Raw genomic sequence first — 15,213 nt, 5'->3', positions numbered from 1 at the left:
AGGAATGTATAATCAGTCTTTCGCATTTTGATATGCAAATATCTTATATCGAGTGAGGCAATCGTGGGATTAGACGGTTTCAGACTGCGGCACTTGAAGATGCTCGTGGCGCTCGGCGAGCACGGAAAGCTCGGCGTCGTTGCCGAAATGTTTGGAATCTCACAACCGGCCCTGTCGAGAACCCTCAATGAGCTGGAGCAAATGTCTGGGCACCAGCTTTTCGAGCGTCACAACCGTGGCCTTGTCCCGACACCTCAGGGCGAAGTGATCGTTCGCCACGCCAAGATGCTGATCTCCGAAGCACAACGCGCCGAATACGAAATGGTGGTCGCCGCTGCCGGGCAGGGTGGCAGCGTGGCATTTGGCACGATTATGACGCCCGCGGCCGATTATGTCGCCCCCGCCCTGAAGCGCATCTTCGAGACCCACCCGACGATCGACATCAGCATCGCCGTTGGCAGCAGCGATGTGCTGCTCGAGGATGTGCTGAACAGAAGGCTCGACTTTGCTGTCTGCCGCATTCCAAGTGGCATGAACCCACTCTGGTTCGACTATCTACCGGTCGGTCAGGAGACGCTGCGTGTGATCGTGGCAGTCGATCACCCTCTCTCGGCCAAGCCTGTCGTCACCGAGGACGACCTCAGACATCAGAGTTGGGTGCTCCAACCGCATGGCTCGTTCCTTCGCCAGGTCATCGATGATTTCATCCGCCGCCATGGCATCGTGCCGGCAAGCGTCGTTTCGACTTCTGATGCGCTTTTGACCATGTTGCTGATGTTGCAGAGCCAGCGGCTCGGCATCTTTGCCGAGCCCGTGGCAGCCCTCCTCGAACGGCATGGTCTCGTCAAGGCGCTGCAGATAGAGGGAGACATCTCCGTCCCAGGTTTTGGCCTCGTCAAACTCAAGGAACGCGAACTGTCTGCCTCCGCCGAGCTTGTCTATAATGTGTTTGCCACGACGCGAAACCCTTGAGGCGGCGTGGCTGCCAGTAACCTAAGGCGCATATTGCGTGACCATGCGGGCATCGCGGCGGAAATCGGAAGGCGACATGCCCGCGATATGGCGGAACGACTTGTTGAAGGCGCTGATCGAGCCGAAGCCGCTATCCATCGCGACCTGCAAAACGTTCGCCTCGTCGTTCATCAGCATCGCTTGCGCGCGCGACAGGCGCAGGAGATTGACATATTTGCTGAGCGTCATGCCGGTCGTCTTCTTGAACAGGTTCATCGCATATTTCGGATGAAGGTCGGCGGCGCGAGCAATATCGACCGAATCGATTTCCTGCAGGAAGTTGACGGCGATGAAGTCACACATGCGGGCGACGCTGCGCGATGATTGCGGATAGCATTGCTCGATATCATCCGCATCCGTCGGCCCGAGCGTCGGCAGCAGCGAATAGGGTTCAAGTGCGATTCGCTCGACGCGCAAAAGCATCTCGTCGAGGGCGTGCTGAGCCTTGGCCGGATCACCGGACTTGGCGTAGCGCACCCAGCGCGGAAAATTCTCCTTGTCAGCCGCATCGGTTGCCGAGGTGAACAGGATCTCGCCCTTCATCAGGCGGCTGGAAATGTTAATCGGCAGGCGCATACGGAAGAAGTAGACCAGTGGAAGGTGTCCGCCAGCATAGATCGCATCCTCAGAGCAATCATCCATCTGGTGCGGCTGGCCGCCCCAGAACAGACACATGTCGCCCGCCTTCATCGAGATCTTATGGCCGTTCATGCGGTAGTGCACACTACCCTGCATGATATAGTTGACCTCGACCTGCACGTGCCAGTGCGGCATCAGCATCACGGGTGGATGGTTGTGAAACATCTGCAGGGCCGTCGGCAACCCTTCGATACTGCTCGCTCCCGGCTGATAGACAGCCCGCCTTCCGATCTTACTTTCCGCCAAGTCCATGTTCCCTTTTTAGGAGACAGCGGCTCCCTTCCAGATAGTCTAGCCGCGTTCGCTAAGGGACGGCAATTGAAAAGGGAGGATTTTCAATGCGCTTCAAACTGATTGGTGCGACCGCAATGGTTGCGCTGCTTGCTTCGGGCTCTGCATTCGCGCAGCAGTCGGGCAATCTCACCATCTGGAGCTGGAACATCGCCGCATCGGCGCTGAAGTCCACGCTCGAAGGGTTCAACAAGCAGTACCCGGATATCAAGGTCACGGTCGAAGACCTTGGTAACCAGCAGGTTTTCGACAAGATGCTCGCAGCCTGCGCTGCCGGCGGCGAAGGACTGCCTGACATCGTCAGCGTCGAGAACTTCGAGGCGGAAATCTTCTGGAGCCGCTTCCCCGACTGCTTCGCCAACCTGAAGGATCTGGGGTACACGGCAGAAATCCAGGCAAAATTCCCGGACTTCAAGCGCACCGAGCTTGAGGTCGGCGATGTCGCTTACGCCATGCCTTGGGACTCCGGCCCGGTCGCCGTTTTCTATCGCCGCGACTTTTATGAAAAGGCAGGCGTTGATCCTTCGACGATCAAGACCTGGGACGACTTCATTGCAGCCGGCAAGAAGATCTCCGCGGCCAATCCGGGCGTCATCATGGCGCAAGCCGACTTTAACGGCGACAGCGAATGGTTCCGCATGATTTCCAACGAGCAGGGCTGCGGCTACTTCGCGACGGACGGCCAGACGATCACTATCAATCAGCCGGCCTGCGTTGCGACGCTCGAAAAGGTCAAGCAGATGAAGGACGCCGGCACGCTGACGGCAGCCATCTGGGACGAGAAGATCCAGGCCAATACGGCAGGCAAGGTCGCAAGCCAGATGTATGGCGGCTGGTATGAAGGCACGATTCGGTCCGGCTCGCCCGATCTTGCTGGCAAGTGGGGCGTCTACATGATGCCAAGCCTGACGGCGGATGGTCCGCATGCGGCAAACCTCGGCGGTTCGTCGCTTGCAATCGCCGCAAATTCCGAGAACAAGGAAGCAGCCTGGACCTACATCAACTATGCGCTCGGCACCAATGAGGGCCAGGTGACGATGCTGAAGTCCTTCGGCCTCGTTCCGTCGCTGCTAACTGCAGTCCAGGACCCGTTTGTCAACGAGCCACTGCCCTATTGGCACGACCAGAAGGTCTGGGCCGACATCCTTTCGACCCTGCCGAAGATTGTCCCAAGCCGCGGCACGGCGTTCCAGACGGACGCTGATTCGATCTACAGGGCGGCGCAGACGAAGTACTTTGCCGGCGGCTATCCCGACGCCAAGGCTGCGCTCGACGATGCCGCAAACCAGATCGCCACGGCGACAGGTCTTCCCATTGCGAAATGAGTAAGAATGCCGGGCGCCGCTTGGCGCCCGGCCTCCATCCAAAGGGATGGCTCGTCTCGTCTGTGAGGAGAATAGAATGCCGATCCGGAACCGGAACGCCTACGCTTTTCTTGCGCCCTATCTCTTGGTCTTTGCCACGTTTTGGATATGGCCAATCATCAGTTCGTTTCTGATCTCGTTTCAGAACACCCGCGTCAATCCATGGAAATTCAGTTTCTCGGTGAACTGGGGCCGCCTCGTTGGTGATCCTGCCTTCTACAACGCGCTCTACAACACGCTGATCATCCTGGTCATTCAGGTGCCGGTCATGATCACGATCGCCACTGTGATGGCTGTACTTTTGAATTCGCCGCTTCTGAAAGCGCGGCCTCTGTTCCGCTTTGCCTTTTTCGCTCCCGTCGTCGTCGGCGAAGTCGCCTACGCGGCCGTCTTCCGCCTGATGTTCAGCTTCGACTTCGGGATCGTCAACAAGCTGATCACCCTCGTTGGTCTTCCAGCCGTCTCGTGGTTCGACAATGCCAATGCTGCTATGGCCCTTGTGATCATCGCGGTGACCTGGCGCTGGGCGGGATATAACGCCATCATCATTCTCGCCGGCCTGCAATCCATTCCTGACGACGTCTACGAGGCGGCAACGCTCGATCGCGTCAGCAAGTCACAGCAGTTCTTCCACATCACCCTGCCGCTTCTAAAGCCGATCATCCTGTTTTGCGTCATCCTGTCGGTCATTGGCACGATGCAACTCTTCACCGAGCCATTCCTCATCACCAATCGCGGCGGGCCGGGAGGCGGAACGGAAACGCTTGGCCTTCTCCTTTATCGCGAGGGTTTCCGCTCTCTCAATTTCGGCTACGCCTCGGCGGTCGCCTACACGATGGCGGCACTGGCGGTCGCAATCTCGCTGCTCAACCTCTGGATCGGAAGGGAGCCCAAATGAGATCGAAATCTCAATCGCTTCTGCTGCGGCAGATCGCTCTGCACGCCGTCCTGACGCCGCTGGCCATCATCTGGCTGTTTCCGCTGTGGATGATGCTCGTCTTCTCCACAATGTCGGACTTCGGCATATTCAGCCCCGAAATCGTCCTTTGGCCGTCTACGAATTTCATCGAGAACTTCAAGAACCTACAGGCCGACACAAATTTCATACGGGCGATGTCGATCTCGATCGGCGTTGCCGTGATCTACACGATCCTGTCGGTGCTTCTAACCTCAATGGCCGGCTGGGCACTTGCGCGCTACCGTTTCGTCGGGCGGTCGGTCGTGATCGGCATCATTCTTGGTACAATTACGCTGCCCTTTGCCGTCGTCGTCATCCCGCAGTTCATCATGGTGGCGCGCGAATTCAAGCTCGCCAACACCTGGACCGCGTTGATCGTGCCGCCGCTTTTCAATTCGCTTGGCGTGCTCTTCATGCGTCAGGCCTTCTCGATGATGCCTGGGGAACTCTTCGATGCGGCGCGCGTCGAGGGCGTCAAGGAATGGCAGATTTTCCTTCGCATTGCCCTGCCACTCGCAAGACCGACGATGGCGGCACTGGCGATCATCCTCTTCTTGCACTCCTGGAACAACTATCTCTGGCCGCTGCTCATCAACTCCAAGCCGGGGATGATGACGGCACCGGTGGCGCTTGGCACGCTGATCGGGCTCACCAAGGTGTCCTGGGGTGGCATCATGGCCGGTGCGATGATGCTGACGGCGCCGATCCTGGTCGTCTTCGTGTTCCTGCAGCGCCACTTCATCGCCGGCATCGCGGCCGGCGCAGTCAAATAATCGGGGAACGCCTGATGTCCGAACTTTCGTTGAAAAATGTCGTCAAGCGCTTTGGCGCGCTGGAAATCATCCATGGCGCAAATCTTGAGGTAAAGGACGGCGAGTTTGTCGTCTTCGTCGGCCCTTCCGGCTGCGGCAAGTCAACATTGTTGCGCATGATTGCTGGCCTTGAAGATATCTCGGCCGGCGAGATCAACATCGGCGGCAGGGTCGTCAACGATGTCGAACCGGCCGACCGCGGCATTGCCATGGTCTTCCAGTCCTACGCACTCTACCCGCACATGACGGTCGAGGAAAATCTGAGTTTCGGGCTGCGCATGAACGGAAACCCGAAGCAGGACACCGAAAAGCGCGTCAAGCACGCGGCCAATATCCTGCAGATCAACGAGCTGATGCAGCGGCGACCGAAACAACTTTCGGGCGGACAGCGTCAACGCGTCGCCATCGGCCGTGCCATCGTGCGCGAGCCGCAGGTCTTCCTCTTCGATGAGCCGTTGTCGAACCTGGATGCGGAATTGCGCGTCCAAATGCGCGTCGAGATCTCGCGGCTCCATAAGCAGCTCGGCACGACGATGATCTATGTCACCCACGACCAGACAGAAGCGATGACACTAGCCGATAAGATCGTCGTCCTGCGTGCCGGCAACATCGAGCAGGTCGGCGCGCCGCTCGACCTCTACGACGATCCCGCCAACCAGTTCGTCGCCGGCTTCGTCGGCTCGCCAAAGATGAATTTCCTCAAAGCCGAGATCATCGAAAAGGACGGCTCAACCGCGACGATTGCGCTTGCGGGGGACAACAATGTCCGCCTGAGCATGCCGGTGGGTGGCCCGATCGCGCCTGGCGCGCAAGTGACGCTCGGCATCCGGCCGGAGCATTTCGTCGATGCGGGGCAGGGTGAGGCAGATCTCACCGTGACGATCGACGTCGCCGAGCACCTGGGCAACACCAGCTACATCTACGCGACAACGGCAGGCGGCGAGCAACTCATCATCGAGCGCCCGGAATCGCGCGCCGCCGGTAATCGGGACACGCTGACCGTCGGTCTGAGCGCCAACCGCACTTTTCTGTTCGACAGCGACGGTAATCGCCTGCGCTGACTGCAAACTTCATCCCAAGACTTATGCAATGAAGAGGAATTCACATGAGCACAGACCAACCGATCCGGTGGGGCATTATCGGCCCGGGCACGATCGCCCGCACCTTTGCGGACGGCATCGCGCATTCGCGCACCGGAAGGCTCGTCGCCATTGCTACTCGCAATCCGGAAAAGCCGGGGCTCGGCGAAAACTTCCCCGGCGCCCGGATCGTCAAAGGGTATGATGCGCTGCTGACAGATGCAGATGTCGACGCGATCTATATCGCAACTCCTCATACCGGTCACGCCGAATGGGCGATTAAGGCTATCCGCGCCGGCAAGCACGTTCTGGTTGAAAAGCCGATTGCTCTTTCCAGTTTCGACGCCGATGCGATCTATCATGAAGCCAGGAAAGCCGGCGTCTTTGCCGGCGAGGCCTTCATGTATCGCGTACACCCGCAGACGGCGAAGATCGTAGAACTGGTCAAAAGCGGTGTTGTCGGGACCGTGCGCATCATCCGTTCGAGCTTCGGCTTCAACATGGGCACGTTCCGGCCCGAGCATCGCCTCTTCGCCAACGAGACGGCCGGCGGCGGTATCCTCGATGTCGGAGGCTATCCGGTCTCCATGGCGCGGTTGCTCGCGGGTGCTGCCGAAGGCAAGCCGTTCCTCGAGCCGGAAAAGGTCTCCGGCGTCGGTCACCTCGGTCAATCGGGGGTCGATGAGTGGGCTTCCGCAGTCCTGAAGTTCCCGAACGGCATCATCGCTGAAGTGTCCTGCTCGATCATGGCGCAGCAGGACAACACGCTGCGCATCATCGGTTCGGAAGGACGCGTCGAGGTCAAGGACTTCTGGTTTGCCTCCGGCCACAAGGGCGGCATCGGCAGGATAGAGATCTTCAAAGGGAACGAACTGCAGGCGATCGAGGTCAAGGAAGACCGTTGGCTCTATTCCTTCGAGGTCGATGCAACCGGTGATGCAATCCGCGCCGGCGAAAAGGAATTCCGCTCACCGGGCATGAGCTGGGCTGATTCGGTCGGAAACCTGCGCGTTCTCGATCAATGGCGTGCCTCGATTGGTCTGGAATACGGCGTAGAGAAGGCCGACAAGCGAACCGCGAACCTTGCAGGCGGTGCCGTTCAGCGCGGCAACAGCATTCCCCAGCGCCAGATCCCCGGCATTTCCAAGCCTGCCTCGGTGGTCACGCTCGGTTTCGAATTCTTCCCGAACTTCGCTGCCGCGTCGCTGACCCTCGACGCATTCTACGAGGCCGGCGGCAATGTCTTCGACACCGCCTTTGTCTATGGCGGCGGCAAGACCGAGAGCATCTTCGGCGACTGGCACACCAGCCGAAAGGTGCCGCGCGAGGAGATCGTGCTGATCGGCAAGGGCGCGCATTCACCGCTTTGCTATCCCGACATCATCGCCAAGCAACTCGACCAGTCGCTGAACCGGCTGAAGACCGACTACGTCGACATCTACTTCATGCACCGCGACAACACCGACGTTCCAGTCGGCGAGTTCGTCGATGCCATGGACGCAGAAGTCAGACGCGGTCGAATCCGCGGCATCTTCGGCGGGTCGAACTGGACCCGCGAGCGCATGGAGCAAGCCGCGGCCTACGCCGCCAAGAACGGCAAGACGGCGCCAGCTGCCCTTTCCAACAACTTCTCGCTTGCCGAAATGCTCGATCCGATCTGGGCGGGATGCGTAGCAGCCTCCGACGACGAGTGGAAGACGTGGTTGAATGCCAAGCAGATCCCGAATTTCGCCTGGTCGAGCCAGGGACGCGGCTTCTTCACCGACCGTGCCGGACGCGACAAGCGTGACGACGAGGAGATTGTGCGCTGCTGGTATTCCGAGCGTAACTTCCAACGCCGCGACCGCGCTATCGAGCTCGCCAACAGGCTCGGTCGCACCCCGATCCACATCGCGCTCGCCTACGTGATCGCCCAGCCATTCCCGGTCATTCCGCTGATCGGGCCACGCACGATCGCCGAGCTCGAAGACAGCCTCTCGGCGCTCGACATCACGCTGACCCCGGAACAGGTGAAGTGGCTGGAAGCCTGAGACGATAGCAACCTGGACCCGGGGCTGCGACGAGCCAGTCCCGGGCGGATGCCTTCACCGACGGCAGAAAAGAACAAGGAACGCTGGAGCGTGGCGCCTTCGCGGCGTATAATAAAACGCTTTAGGTCGCACCAGCGGCCTTACCCTGATCGCCAAAAGGGGAGCGAACCATGCAACGGTTGGCATTGATCACGGCGTCGATGACGCTCGTGGCCTTCAGCGTTTTAGCTCAAGAGCCTGTCGTCGGCACCTGGAAGACACAAGTCGGCACCACCGCGGCAATCGACGAATGCGCGCAAGGCTACTGCATTACGATGAAAACGGGCAATAGTGCGGGCAAGCGCATAGGCTCTTTTCAGGGAAGCAACGGCAACTTCACGGGAACCATTATCGAGCCGGAAAGCAGGAAGGCCTTTACGGGTGTGCTAAGACTCACGGGTGACACGGTGCACATGCGCGGCTGCACGATGAAGGTGATCTGTGTCTCGCTGATCTGGACGCGCTTGTGACAGCCGATCGGACAAGCGTCCGGCTGTTGTGAGCGGGCTTCCGCGAGTCAATCCCTTATGAGCTTAATCCCTCGCCGAGTGCTTACTTCTGTCCGCGGTCTGCGCTGGGCCGCTGCTCTATGGGTCTGCTGAGGACCGGCTGGCCAATCTAGGAGTGCGCTGTCACCTAGTGCTGCTCCGCGCTCAGCGGCATGCCCATCCATCGTCCCGGCGGGGACTTTGCTCGGAGAGCTGATGGCAGTGCCCCCGAAGCCTGTCTTATTGCTTTCCTGTTGCTCAGGCGGCCATGGCTGGCGTCACCTTTTGGGGAATGAAGCTGGTCTTATCCCTGAGCATGTAGTGCAACACCACTGCGTGCCAGCTTAACACGCGCCTTTCTGGGCCCCGCACGTCTGGCGACCGCCAGTTGTAAGGGACGACGACCAGACCTTCAAACCTGGCTGGCTGGGCACGGCCCGTTACCATCTAGCCGCGCTTCAGCCCTTCGATAACCTGTCGATATTCCTCCGCGATGGAGATTGCCGCTTTTACGACCACCGGATTGACCGATTTGCGATCAATGGCCTCTGAGCAGGCTTCGAACACGCCGCGCAGTTCGCGTTCGATCAAGGAAAGTTCCGGATAGTGCTTTACCAAAACCTGCGGAAGCAATTTTGCCTTTGCCTTCATCGACTTGGAGTAGAGGAGGATGTCCGGATCCGTCGTAGTAACATCGAGAATGGCTGCTTCGAGCTGTCCGGCGGCACTGACGATATCGATAACCAAGGCCATTATTTTCCCTCCAAACAAAGGAATCTCGGAAGGATACCATGCATTCCTCGTGCCAAACTGGCGAGCGGCCCCGGAGCCGATGTTTGGAATCTTTCCGTTTTCGCCGCTATCCATTGATTTGACTGCGCCACTGCGTCTGCAAGTCGCCAGACGGCATCGCCTAGCCAAACGGGCGCTTAGGGCCTTCCATCTTTTTGATCGGCGCGGAACCGGCAAATAACCGCTGTCGGCCCCAAAGCAGTCGCTGCGGGCAATAGCTTAGCCGCCTTCTGACTGGACGTGTGGCAGCCGGAATATTTGCGCAAAGAATGTCTTATCCGACAGGCGGCCAAGCAGAGCCCCAATGGCTGCGGTTGCCGCTACGGCGAAGGCCAGACGACCTCCAAGAACGCCGTAGACATCAGCGCCAAGCGAGATCACCAAGATCGTGTCCTCAATCACGCTATGTGCGAAGCCCATGAATACGCATGCCAGAAACACCTGGCGCGGTGATACTGCGCCCGACCGCGCCTCGCGGATCAGCAGACCGGCACCGTAGGAAATCCCTAGGAACAATCCGACAGCGGTGAGCTGCTCTGCTTCGCCGCGGATGCCGGCAAGGCGCAATATGGGCGACAGAGCCTTCATCATCAGTTCCAGCAGCCCGGTCGCGCGCAGGAACTCAAGGCTCCAGGACAGAACAACAAGGATTGCAAGCATCCAGATCATGGTCTCGCCGAGAGCACGGAAGTATTCGGCCCAACCGACCGTGGCACTCATTGGGATCCAGGTCGGGTTGGCGGGAGCCGACAACCACCCCGTCGCCACCAGAACATGATGCAGGAGAAAGGCGTAGAGCAAGCCGCCCAAGATGCGCAGCAGCGTCGTCGCAATCATCTCCGGTCCGGCCTTCTGGATGATCTTCTGCTCGATCGGCAGGCCGTGCGCGAATAGGATGAGCGCCGAGAAAACCGTGATGTCCGCCACGCTCAGCGAGGATGTGGGAACCACCGTAAAAATGAGCGGGATGGCGCCCCATATTCCGACGAGCATTCCCGTCAGCCAGGCCAGCCCAATTTCCGGGGGCAGGCCAACCAGGTCCATGACAGGCGCAAACGCGGGCGCCACGGCCTTGATCACTCCCATCCTCGCCAACAACTCCGTCAGGAGCGTGATGGGAACCATGATCCGGACAAGCACCCAGTAAATTTCGAGTGTTTCCCGGGTTTTGCGTAAAATTGGCATCAAGATCGGCATACGAGACCTCCGGTACAGTAGCCTCAATCTACTAGCCTCGACCGCTTCGAATTTGTGGTCAAAGATTGCAGATCTTTGCAATTTCATTGCAAAGGCGTGATTGACGGATAGGCTGAGAGAATGGATCGGATCGACCGGAAGCTTTTGAATTTGATGCAGCGCGACGCTTCGCGCACCAATGTCGACATGGCCGAGGAAGTGGGCCTGTCACCCTCCAGTTGTCTGCGCCGTGTGCAGCGACTGCGCAAATCAGGCATCATCGACAGAACTGTCGCGATCCTCAATCCCACCAAGGCCGAACGCAGGATCAAGGCCCTGATTACGGTCGAGTTGCAGCTGCACGGCGAGCAGCATATGCGCCGCTTTCTGAAAATCGCAGTTGCCGAAGAGGCCGTTTCACAGGCCTATGCGGTGACGGGCGAAACCGATGTCGTTCTGATGCTGCGCCTGCGCGACATGGAAGAATTCGACGCCCTCTGCGAGAGGCTGTTTCGCGACCAGACCAACGTTGCCCGCTTCTTCACCATGATGATCATCCGAACCGCCAAGGAAGAAACGGCGATTTGGCTATGATCGGATGCCGCCTCCGGGTTACTGACCGCAATTGGCGCGATCCGGCTGAGGTCGTCATCGCCTGTCGGCCCGAAGCCGTCGCTCCCATTGACGCTCGGAGTGTCCGGAAGGGATGGAAAATTGCCGCGAAGCGTGGATGCCGGAATGGCCCAATCGCGTCAACAAGCCGACGTTTGCGGCACGCTTGCAAGGCTGACACTCCCGCTATCGCCGGAGTCGACCAGTGCAAGCAGCGGCCTGGCATCGAAACGTAGCCACCCACAAAGTTCTGGGGGCGGCCGCGAACTGCAGCGCGAGCGGCTTTCTCATCAATTGGCCGGGTGATCACTTGGTCCCGATACCGATGTTCACAGGGTTTGCCAGAACAGCCGAGCCACCATCGCCGGCCCGTTCGCGGACCATGCGATCGAGCTTCTGGCGGATCACTGTGCGCTCGCCCTCACTCAATTCCAGAGTCCCGAGCACCTCTTCGACAATCGGATTGCTCCACACGATCCAGTCCCACAGCTCAGCACCTGACTTGAAGGCTGTGCTTTCGGTGATCGTCTCGACAGTGACGTCCTGCAACCCGACCTTCCTCAGCTCGCTGGCAAGCCGCTCCGGATCGCTGAGCTGGAACGGCAGCGGCGGCGGGCTCATGTGCGGGCCGTCGAATTTCGGGCGAACGGACTGAACGGCGCCGACCAGGAAAGCGAGGAAGTCGATCTGATGCGGATTGCCATAGGCGATGATCAGCACCCGCCCGCCTGGTTTGACGACCCGTGTCATCTCCCGAACGCCCTTCGGCATGTCGGGAAACAGCATGACACCGAACTGCGATCCCGCTATGTCGAAGCCGTCGTCGTCAAAGGCAAGGGCGTGCCCGTCCATCACACGGGTGTCAATCTCGAGACCGTCCCTGCCGGCGCGCGCTCGCAGCAGGCGGAGCATGGCGGGCGACTGGTCGATGGCGACCACTTGGGCTCCAATCCGCGCCGCCGGGATGCTGAGTGCGCCGCTACCGGATGCAATGTCGATGAAGCGCATCCCGGGGCGAAGCCCCGCCCTACGCAGACCTTCATTGGCGAGCCACATCTGCGTTTCAGTATTAGTGCGATCGTAGCCCGGCGCAATTTGGTTCCAGGCCACGCGCGTGTCGGACTGAGTCTGGAAAGCAGCGGATTCGGCTGCGGAGATTGCGGCGCGCAGCGCCTCCACGAATGTGGTTGGCTGTTCGATCGGCGGATCATCGGCTGCGTGGTCGATAACATGGAGCGGCCAGCCGTACCGAACGCGTGCTGCTTCGGCCACGGACAACGGAGTGGCAAGGTCATGCCGACCCCAGATCAGGACGGTCGACACCCTAATGCGCGCCAGCTCCTCCGGGGGTATTGCAGGAAGTCCGAATTGCTCCATCATGCTTTGCTGAGTTCGCTTCAGGCCGGCTACCTGCGCGCAGTCGAGGTTGTAGGCGCGCAGCCTTTCCCAGCTCTCGCCCATGCGATCGCGCAGTGTATCGAGGTCGAAGGCGCAGCGCTGCCAGAGCAGATCATGGTTTTCTGCACTCGACTCGGTAACGAACGCCATCAGCGCTGCTCCGAACTCCGGCGCCGGCCGGAACGATGAAAGGCCGAGAGCGTCCGACAACACGAGGCACCGCAGCCGATCGCCATGGGCAACCGCAAAGCGGGCAGCGATCGCTCCCCCGATGATCTGTCCGACAACAATGGGCGGCGTCGCGCACGTCTGGTCAACGAGCTCGCCGAGCCAAGCCAGCACGCGATCGACATCGATCGTGCCGGTGATAGGCTCCGATGTTCCGTGCCCAGGCAGATCGGGCGCGATCACGCGATAGGTCTTCACCAGCTCCGGAACGACCCGCAGCCATTTGAGCGCATGTTCACCCGGGCCGTGCAGGAGCACGATCGGCGGACCATCTCCACCTTCCAATACGGTCGTCGAGATTCCGGCGAACCGGAAACGCTTTTCCATGACCGGCAGGCCAGCGAGGAGCAGCCCACGCGGACCGCCATCTGATGTTTGCTGATTACGTGGCGTGTCGCGGGGCGTCGCGGCAGAATCGGTTCTCGACATGACTTCCTCCGAGTTCCTGTTAAGGCTCGATGAAGCTTATGACCCGAAGCCAGGAGTCGCTTCGGGCAGATCCCCCTATTTGCACGACGGCGACATGGGGAATTTCACCCATAGGCTGGTTGGATTCTAGGCGAGCCCGTGTCGGTACGCCCATGCGGCGGCAGCCGTCCGCGAGGAGACATCAAGCTTGTTGAAGATATTGCTGAGGTGTCGGTCGATAGTCTTCTCGCTCAGGCACAGTTCGGTCGCGATCACCTTGTTTGTCTTGCCGGTGGCTACCAGCCGCAACACGTCGAGTTCACGTCGTGTCAGTCCCGAGCTGCGCGGCCCTGCTAAGAACGGCGCCGTGCAATCGATCCTCGCGATGTCGGGAGCTGCACCCAAATTCTCGAATGCTTCTCGAGCAGCCGCGAGTTCCAGGCTTGCGTCCTCCTCGTCACCGAGACAGCGGGAGGCGAGCCCCATGAGCTCGCGCGTGCGCGCCGCGCTGTACGGCGCTCCCACCTGCAGCCAAAGCTGAAAGGCGCGTGTGAGCGCAGAGAGAGCGTCTTGATGATCGCCAGCGGCCAAAGCAACTGCGCCGGCCGCCTGAGCTGCCATCGCCCGCAGTGCCACGGTCCGAAAGCGATCGGCGCTCTCCTCCAACTCCCGGCATGCATCCTGCGCTGACGCAAGATCGCCGTTGGCGAGCATGATCTCCACGCAGGCTGGCAGGAGCTTTGTTCGCAGCAGCCGATCCTTGGCTGCGCCGAGCGCCCGATTGATTGCCGCCGCCGCAGCGTCGATGCGCCGCTCTGCCAGTCGCAGCAGTGCCAGACCTGGGACCGGCTCCCAGCCATGCCGGCTAGCCTGTCGATAGGAGTCCTCGGCCGCGACGAATTCGCCTCGCAGCCGGTGAACCTCCGCTTGCTGGTAGTAAGCAGCTCCCGGAATCGGCAGTTCCGATCCCTGCGACACTTTGCACGCGCGGCGTGCTTCCTCGATGGCATCGCCCCACGCACCATTCATCTGCATGACCTCGGCGCGATGGACGAGGCACCTGCCAGTGAAGCTGACCAGTTGCGACTGCCCTGCGCACCATTGCGCCAGCGCGTCCGTCCACTCCCGGGCACGATCTACGGCATAGACCTGCTGACAGGCATCGATAACGCTGCAATAGATCAGGCCGGTCATGATCGGTGACAGTTCTCCGGTGGTAACCGCCACCATCGCCTCATCCAGAAGAGCGAGCCCCTCCTCTACCTCGCCCTGTTGTATGAGTACGCGGCCCTGGACATGACGGGCGCAGGCGCTCAAGTCGCCGTCTCCAAACTGGTCGCCGATCTCGGCCGCACGAGTCGCTGCGGCGTAAGCCGCCTCAGAGGCTCCGGCCCCGAGTTGTTGCTCCGCGGAGGGCAGCAACAAGTAGCCTTCTTCGGCGCAGGCTTTTCCTTCGCGCTGCAGAAGCCGATGGGCACGGCCGAACCATCCGGTGGCCCTACCGGCTTCGCCGCGGAAGGCCATGCGCAGTCCCAGCCAGAAGGCGGCTCGCGCGGCGCGAAGTGAATTTCCAGCATCAAGATAGGCGTGATGAGTGCGCTCCAAAGCGTGCAGGTAGGAGACCTCCCGTCCGGCAAGATAGGCCGCCATCGCCAGCCGCTCGAGGTCCTCGACACCAAGCGGCGACGCTTCATCGGCAACCGAGAGATGTCGGTAAGCGTCGTCCCATGCGCTTCGTTCGTAAGCCTCACGACCGAGGGCGAGCTGATCCGTCTCCCCAAAGACGCTGCTGTTAAGTTGCCCTTGATCTGAGCCGCCCATCCGTGTTGGCTCCAGAGATTGACAGAACTCCTAATAGCATACCGCCGTCGGGTCTTCCCATAAAGAC

The 15,213-nt window shown here is 60.2% G+C and carries 13 protein-coding genes; 8 read left to right on the top strand and 5 right to left on the bottom strand.

Annotated features, from left to right (window positions below):
- The first annotated feature begins 63 nt into the window (after positions 1 to 63).
- Positions 64 to 972, top strand: a complete 909-nt coding sequence (locus BSG20_RS18600; RefSeq protein WP_072377722.1) for a LysR family transcriptional regulator — start codon at positions 64 to 66, stop codon at positions 970 to 972.
- Between the two features lie 21 nt (positions 973 to 993).
- Here BSG20_RS18600 and BSG20_RS18595 read toward each other — a convergent pair whose 3' ends face one another.
- Complete coding sequence (locus BSG20_RS18595; RefSeq protein WP_072377720.1) at positions 994 to 1,902, bottom strand: helix-turn-helix domain-containing protein; 909 nt, start codon at positions 1,900 to 1,902, stop codon at positions 994 to 996.
- Between the two features lie 86 nt (positions 1,903 to 1,988).
- On the opposite strand from BSG20_RS18595, the gene BSG20_RS18590 reads away from it, so the two are divergent.
- The 6 genes from BSG20_RS18590 to BSG20_RS18565 all read left to right on the top strand — a co-directional run bounded on the left by BSG20_RS18590 (position 1,989) and on the right by BSG20_RS18565 (position 8,693).
- Positions 1,989 to 3,266: an ABC transporter substrate-binding protein gene (locus BSG20_RS18590; protein WP_072377718.1), complete on the top strand. Its 1,278-nt coding sequence runs from the start codon at positions 1,989 to 1,991 to the stop codon at positions 3,264 to 3,266.
- Between the two features lie 76 nt (positions 3,267 to 3,342).
- Positions 3,343 to 4,203 carry a carbohydrate ABC transporter permease gene (locus BSG20_RS18585; RefSeq protein ID WP_037126335.1) on the top strand — a complete coding sequence of 287 codons (861 nt, stop codon included), beginning with the start codon at positions 3,343 to 3,345 and terminating at the stop codon, positions 4,201 to 4,203.
- Positions 4,200 to 5,036 carry a carbohydrate ABC transporter permease gene (locus BSG20_RS18580; protein WP_072377716.1) on the top strand — a complete coding sequence of 279 codons (837 nt, stop codon included), beginning with the start codon at positions 4,200 to 4,202 and terminating at the stop codon, positions 5,034 to 5,036. Before BSG20_RS18585 ends, BSG20_RS18580 begins: the two co-directional genes overlap by 4 nt.
- A gap of 14 nt (positions 5,037 to 5,050) precedes the next feature.
- Complete coding sequence (locus BSG20_RS18575) at positions 5,051 to 6,136, top strand: ABC transporter ATP-binding protein (RefSeq protein ID WP_072377714.1); 1,086 nt, start codon at positions 5,051 to 5,053, stop codon at positions 6,134 to 6,136.
- 44 nt (positions 6,137 to 6,180) lie between these two features.
- Positions 6,181 to 8,184: an aldo/keto reductase gene (locus BSG20_RS18570; protein ID WP_072377712.1), complete on the top strand. Its 2,004-nt coding sequence runs from the start codon at positions 6,181 to 6,183 to the stop codon at positions 8,182 to 8,184.
- Between the two features lie 170 nt (positions 8,185 to 8,354).
- Entirely contained in the window at positions 8,355 to 8,693 is a 339-nt protein-coding gene (locus tag BSG20_RS18565; RefSeq protein WP_072377710.1) for a DUF2147 domain-containing protein, read from the top strand.
- Between the two features lie 465 nt (positions 8,694 to 9,158).
- Here the strand turns inward: BSG20_RS18565 and BSG20_RS18555 are convergent, their stop codons facing one another.
- Together BSG20_RS18555 and BSG20_RS18550 are read right to left on the bottom strand one after the other, a co-directional pair.
- Positions 9,159 to 9,578, bottom strand: a complete 420-nt coding sequence (locus BSG20_RS18555; RefSeq protein ID WP_244541364.1) for a hypothetical protein — start codon at positions 9,576 to 9,578, stop codon at positions 9,159 to 9,161.
- A gap of 144 nt (positions 9,579 to 9,722) precedes the next feature.
- The gene (locus BSG20_RS18550; protein WP_072377708.1) at positions 9,723 to 10,700 is read right to left on the bottom strand and encodes a nucleoside recognition domain-containing protein; all 978 of its coding nucleotides are present in this window, start codon (positions 10,698 to 10,700) and stop codon (positions 9,723 to 9,725) included.
- 120 nt (positions 10,701 to 10,820) lie between these two features.
- On the opposite strand from BSG20_RS18550, the gene BSG20_RS18545 reads away from it, so the two are divergent.
- Positions 10,821 to 11,273, top strand: a complete 453-nt coding sequence (locus tag BSG20_RS18545; protein WP_072377706.1) for an Lrp/AsnC family transcriptional regulator — start codon at positions 10,821 to 10,823, stop codon at positions 11,271 to 11,273.
- Between the two features lie 324 nt (positions 11,274 to 11,597).
- Here the strand turns inward: BSG20_RS18545 and BSG20_RS37015 are convergent, their stop codons facing one another.
- Both BSG20_RS37015 and BSG20_RS38415 read right to left on the bottom strand, forming a co-directional pair.
- Entirely contained in the window at positions 11,598 to 13,346 is a 1,749-nt protein-coding gene (locus tag BSG20_RS37015; protein ID WP_208610999.1) for an alpha/beta fold hydrolase, read from the bottom strand.
- Between the two features lie 126 nt (positions 13,347 to 13,472).
- On the bottom strand, positions 13,473 to 15,146 hold the full coding sequence (locus BSG20_RS38415; protein WP_072377704.1) for a response regulator transcription factor: 1,674 nt from the start codon (positions 15,144 to 15,146) through the stop codon (positions 13,473 to 13,475).
- Positions 15,147 to 15,213 lie beyond the last annotated feature (67 nt).

Origin of the sequence: Rhizobium tibeticum, from assembly GCF_900110205.1 — a bacterium.
Classification (GTDB): Bacteria; Pseudomonadota; Alphaproteobacteria; order Rhizobiales; family Rhizobiaceae; genus Rhizobium; species Rhizobium tibeticum.
This window is presented reverse-complemented; position numbering and strand designations above follow the sequence as displayed.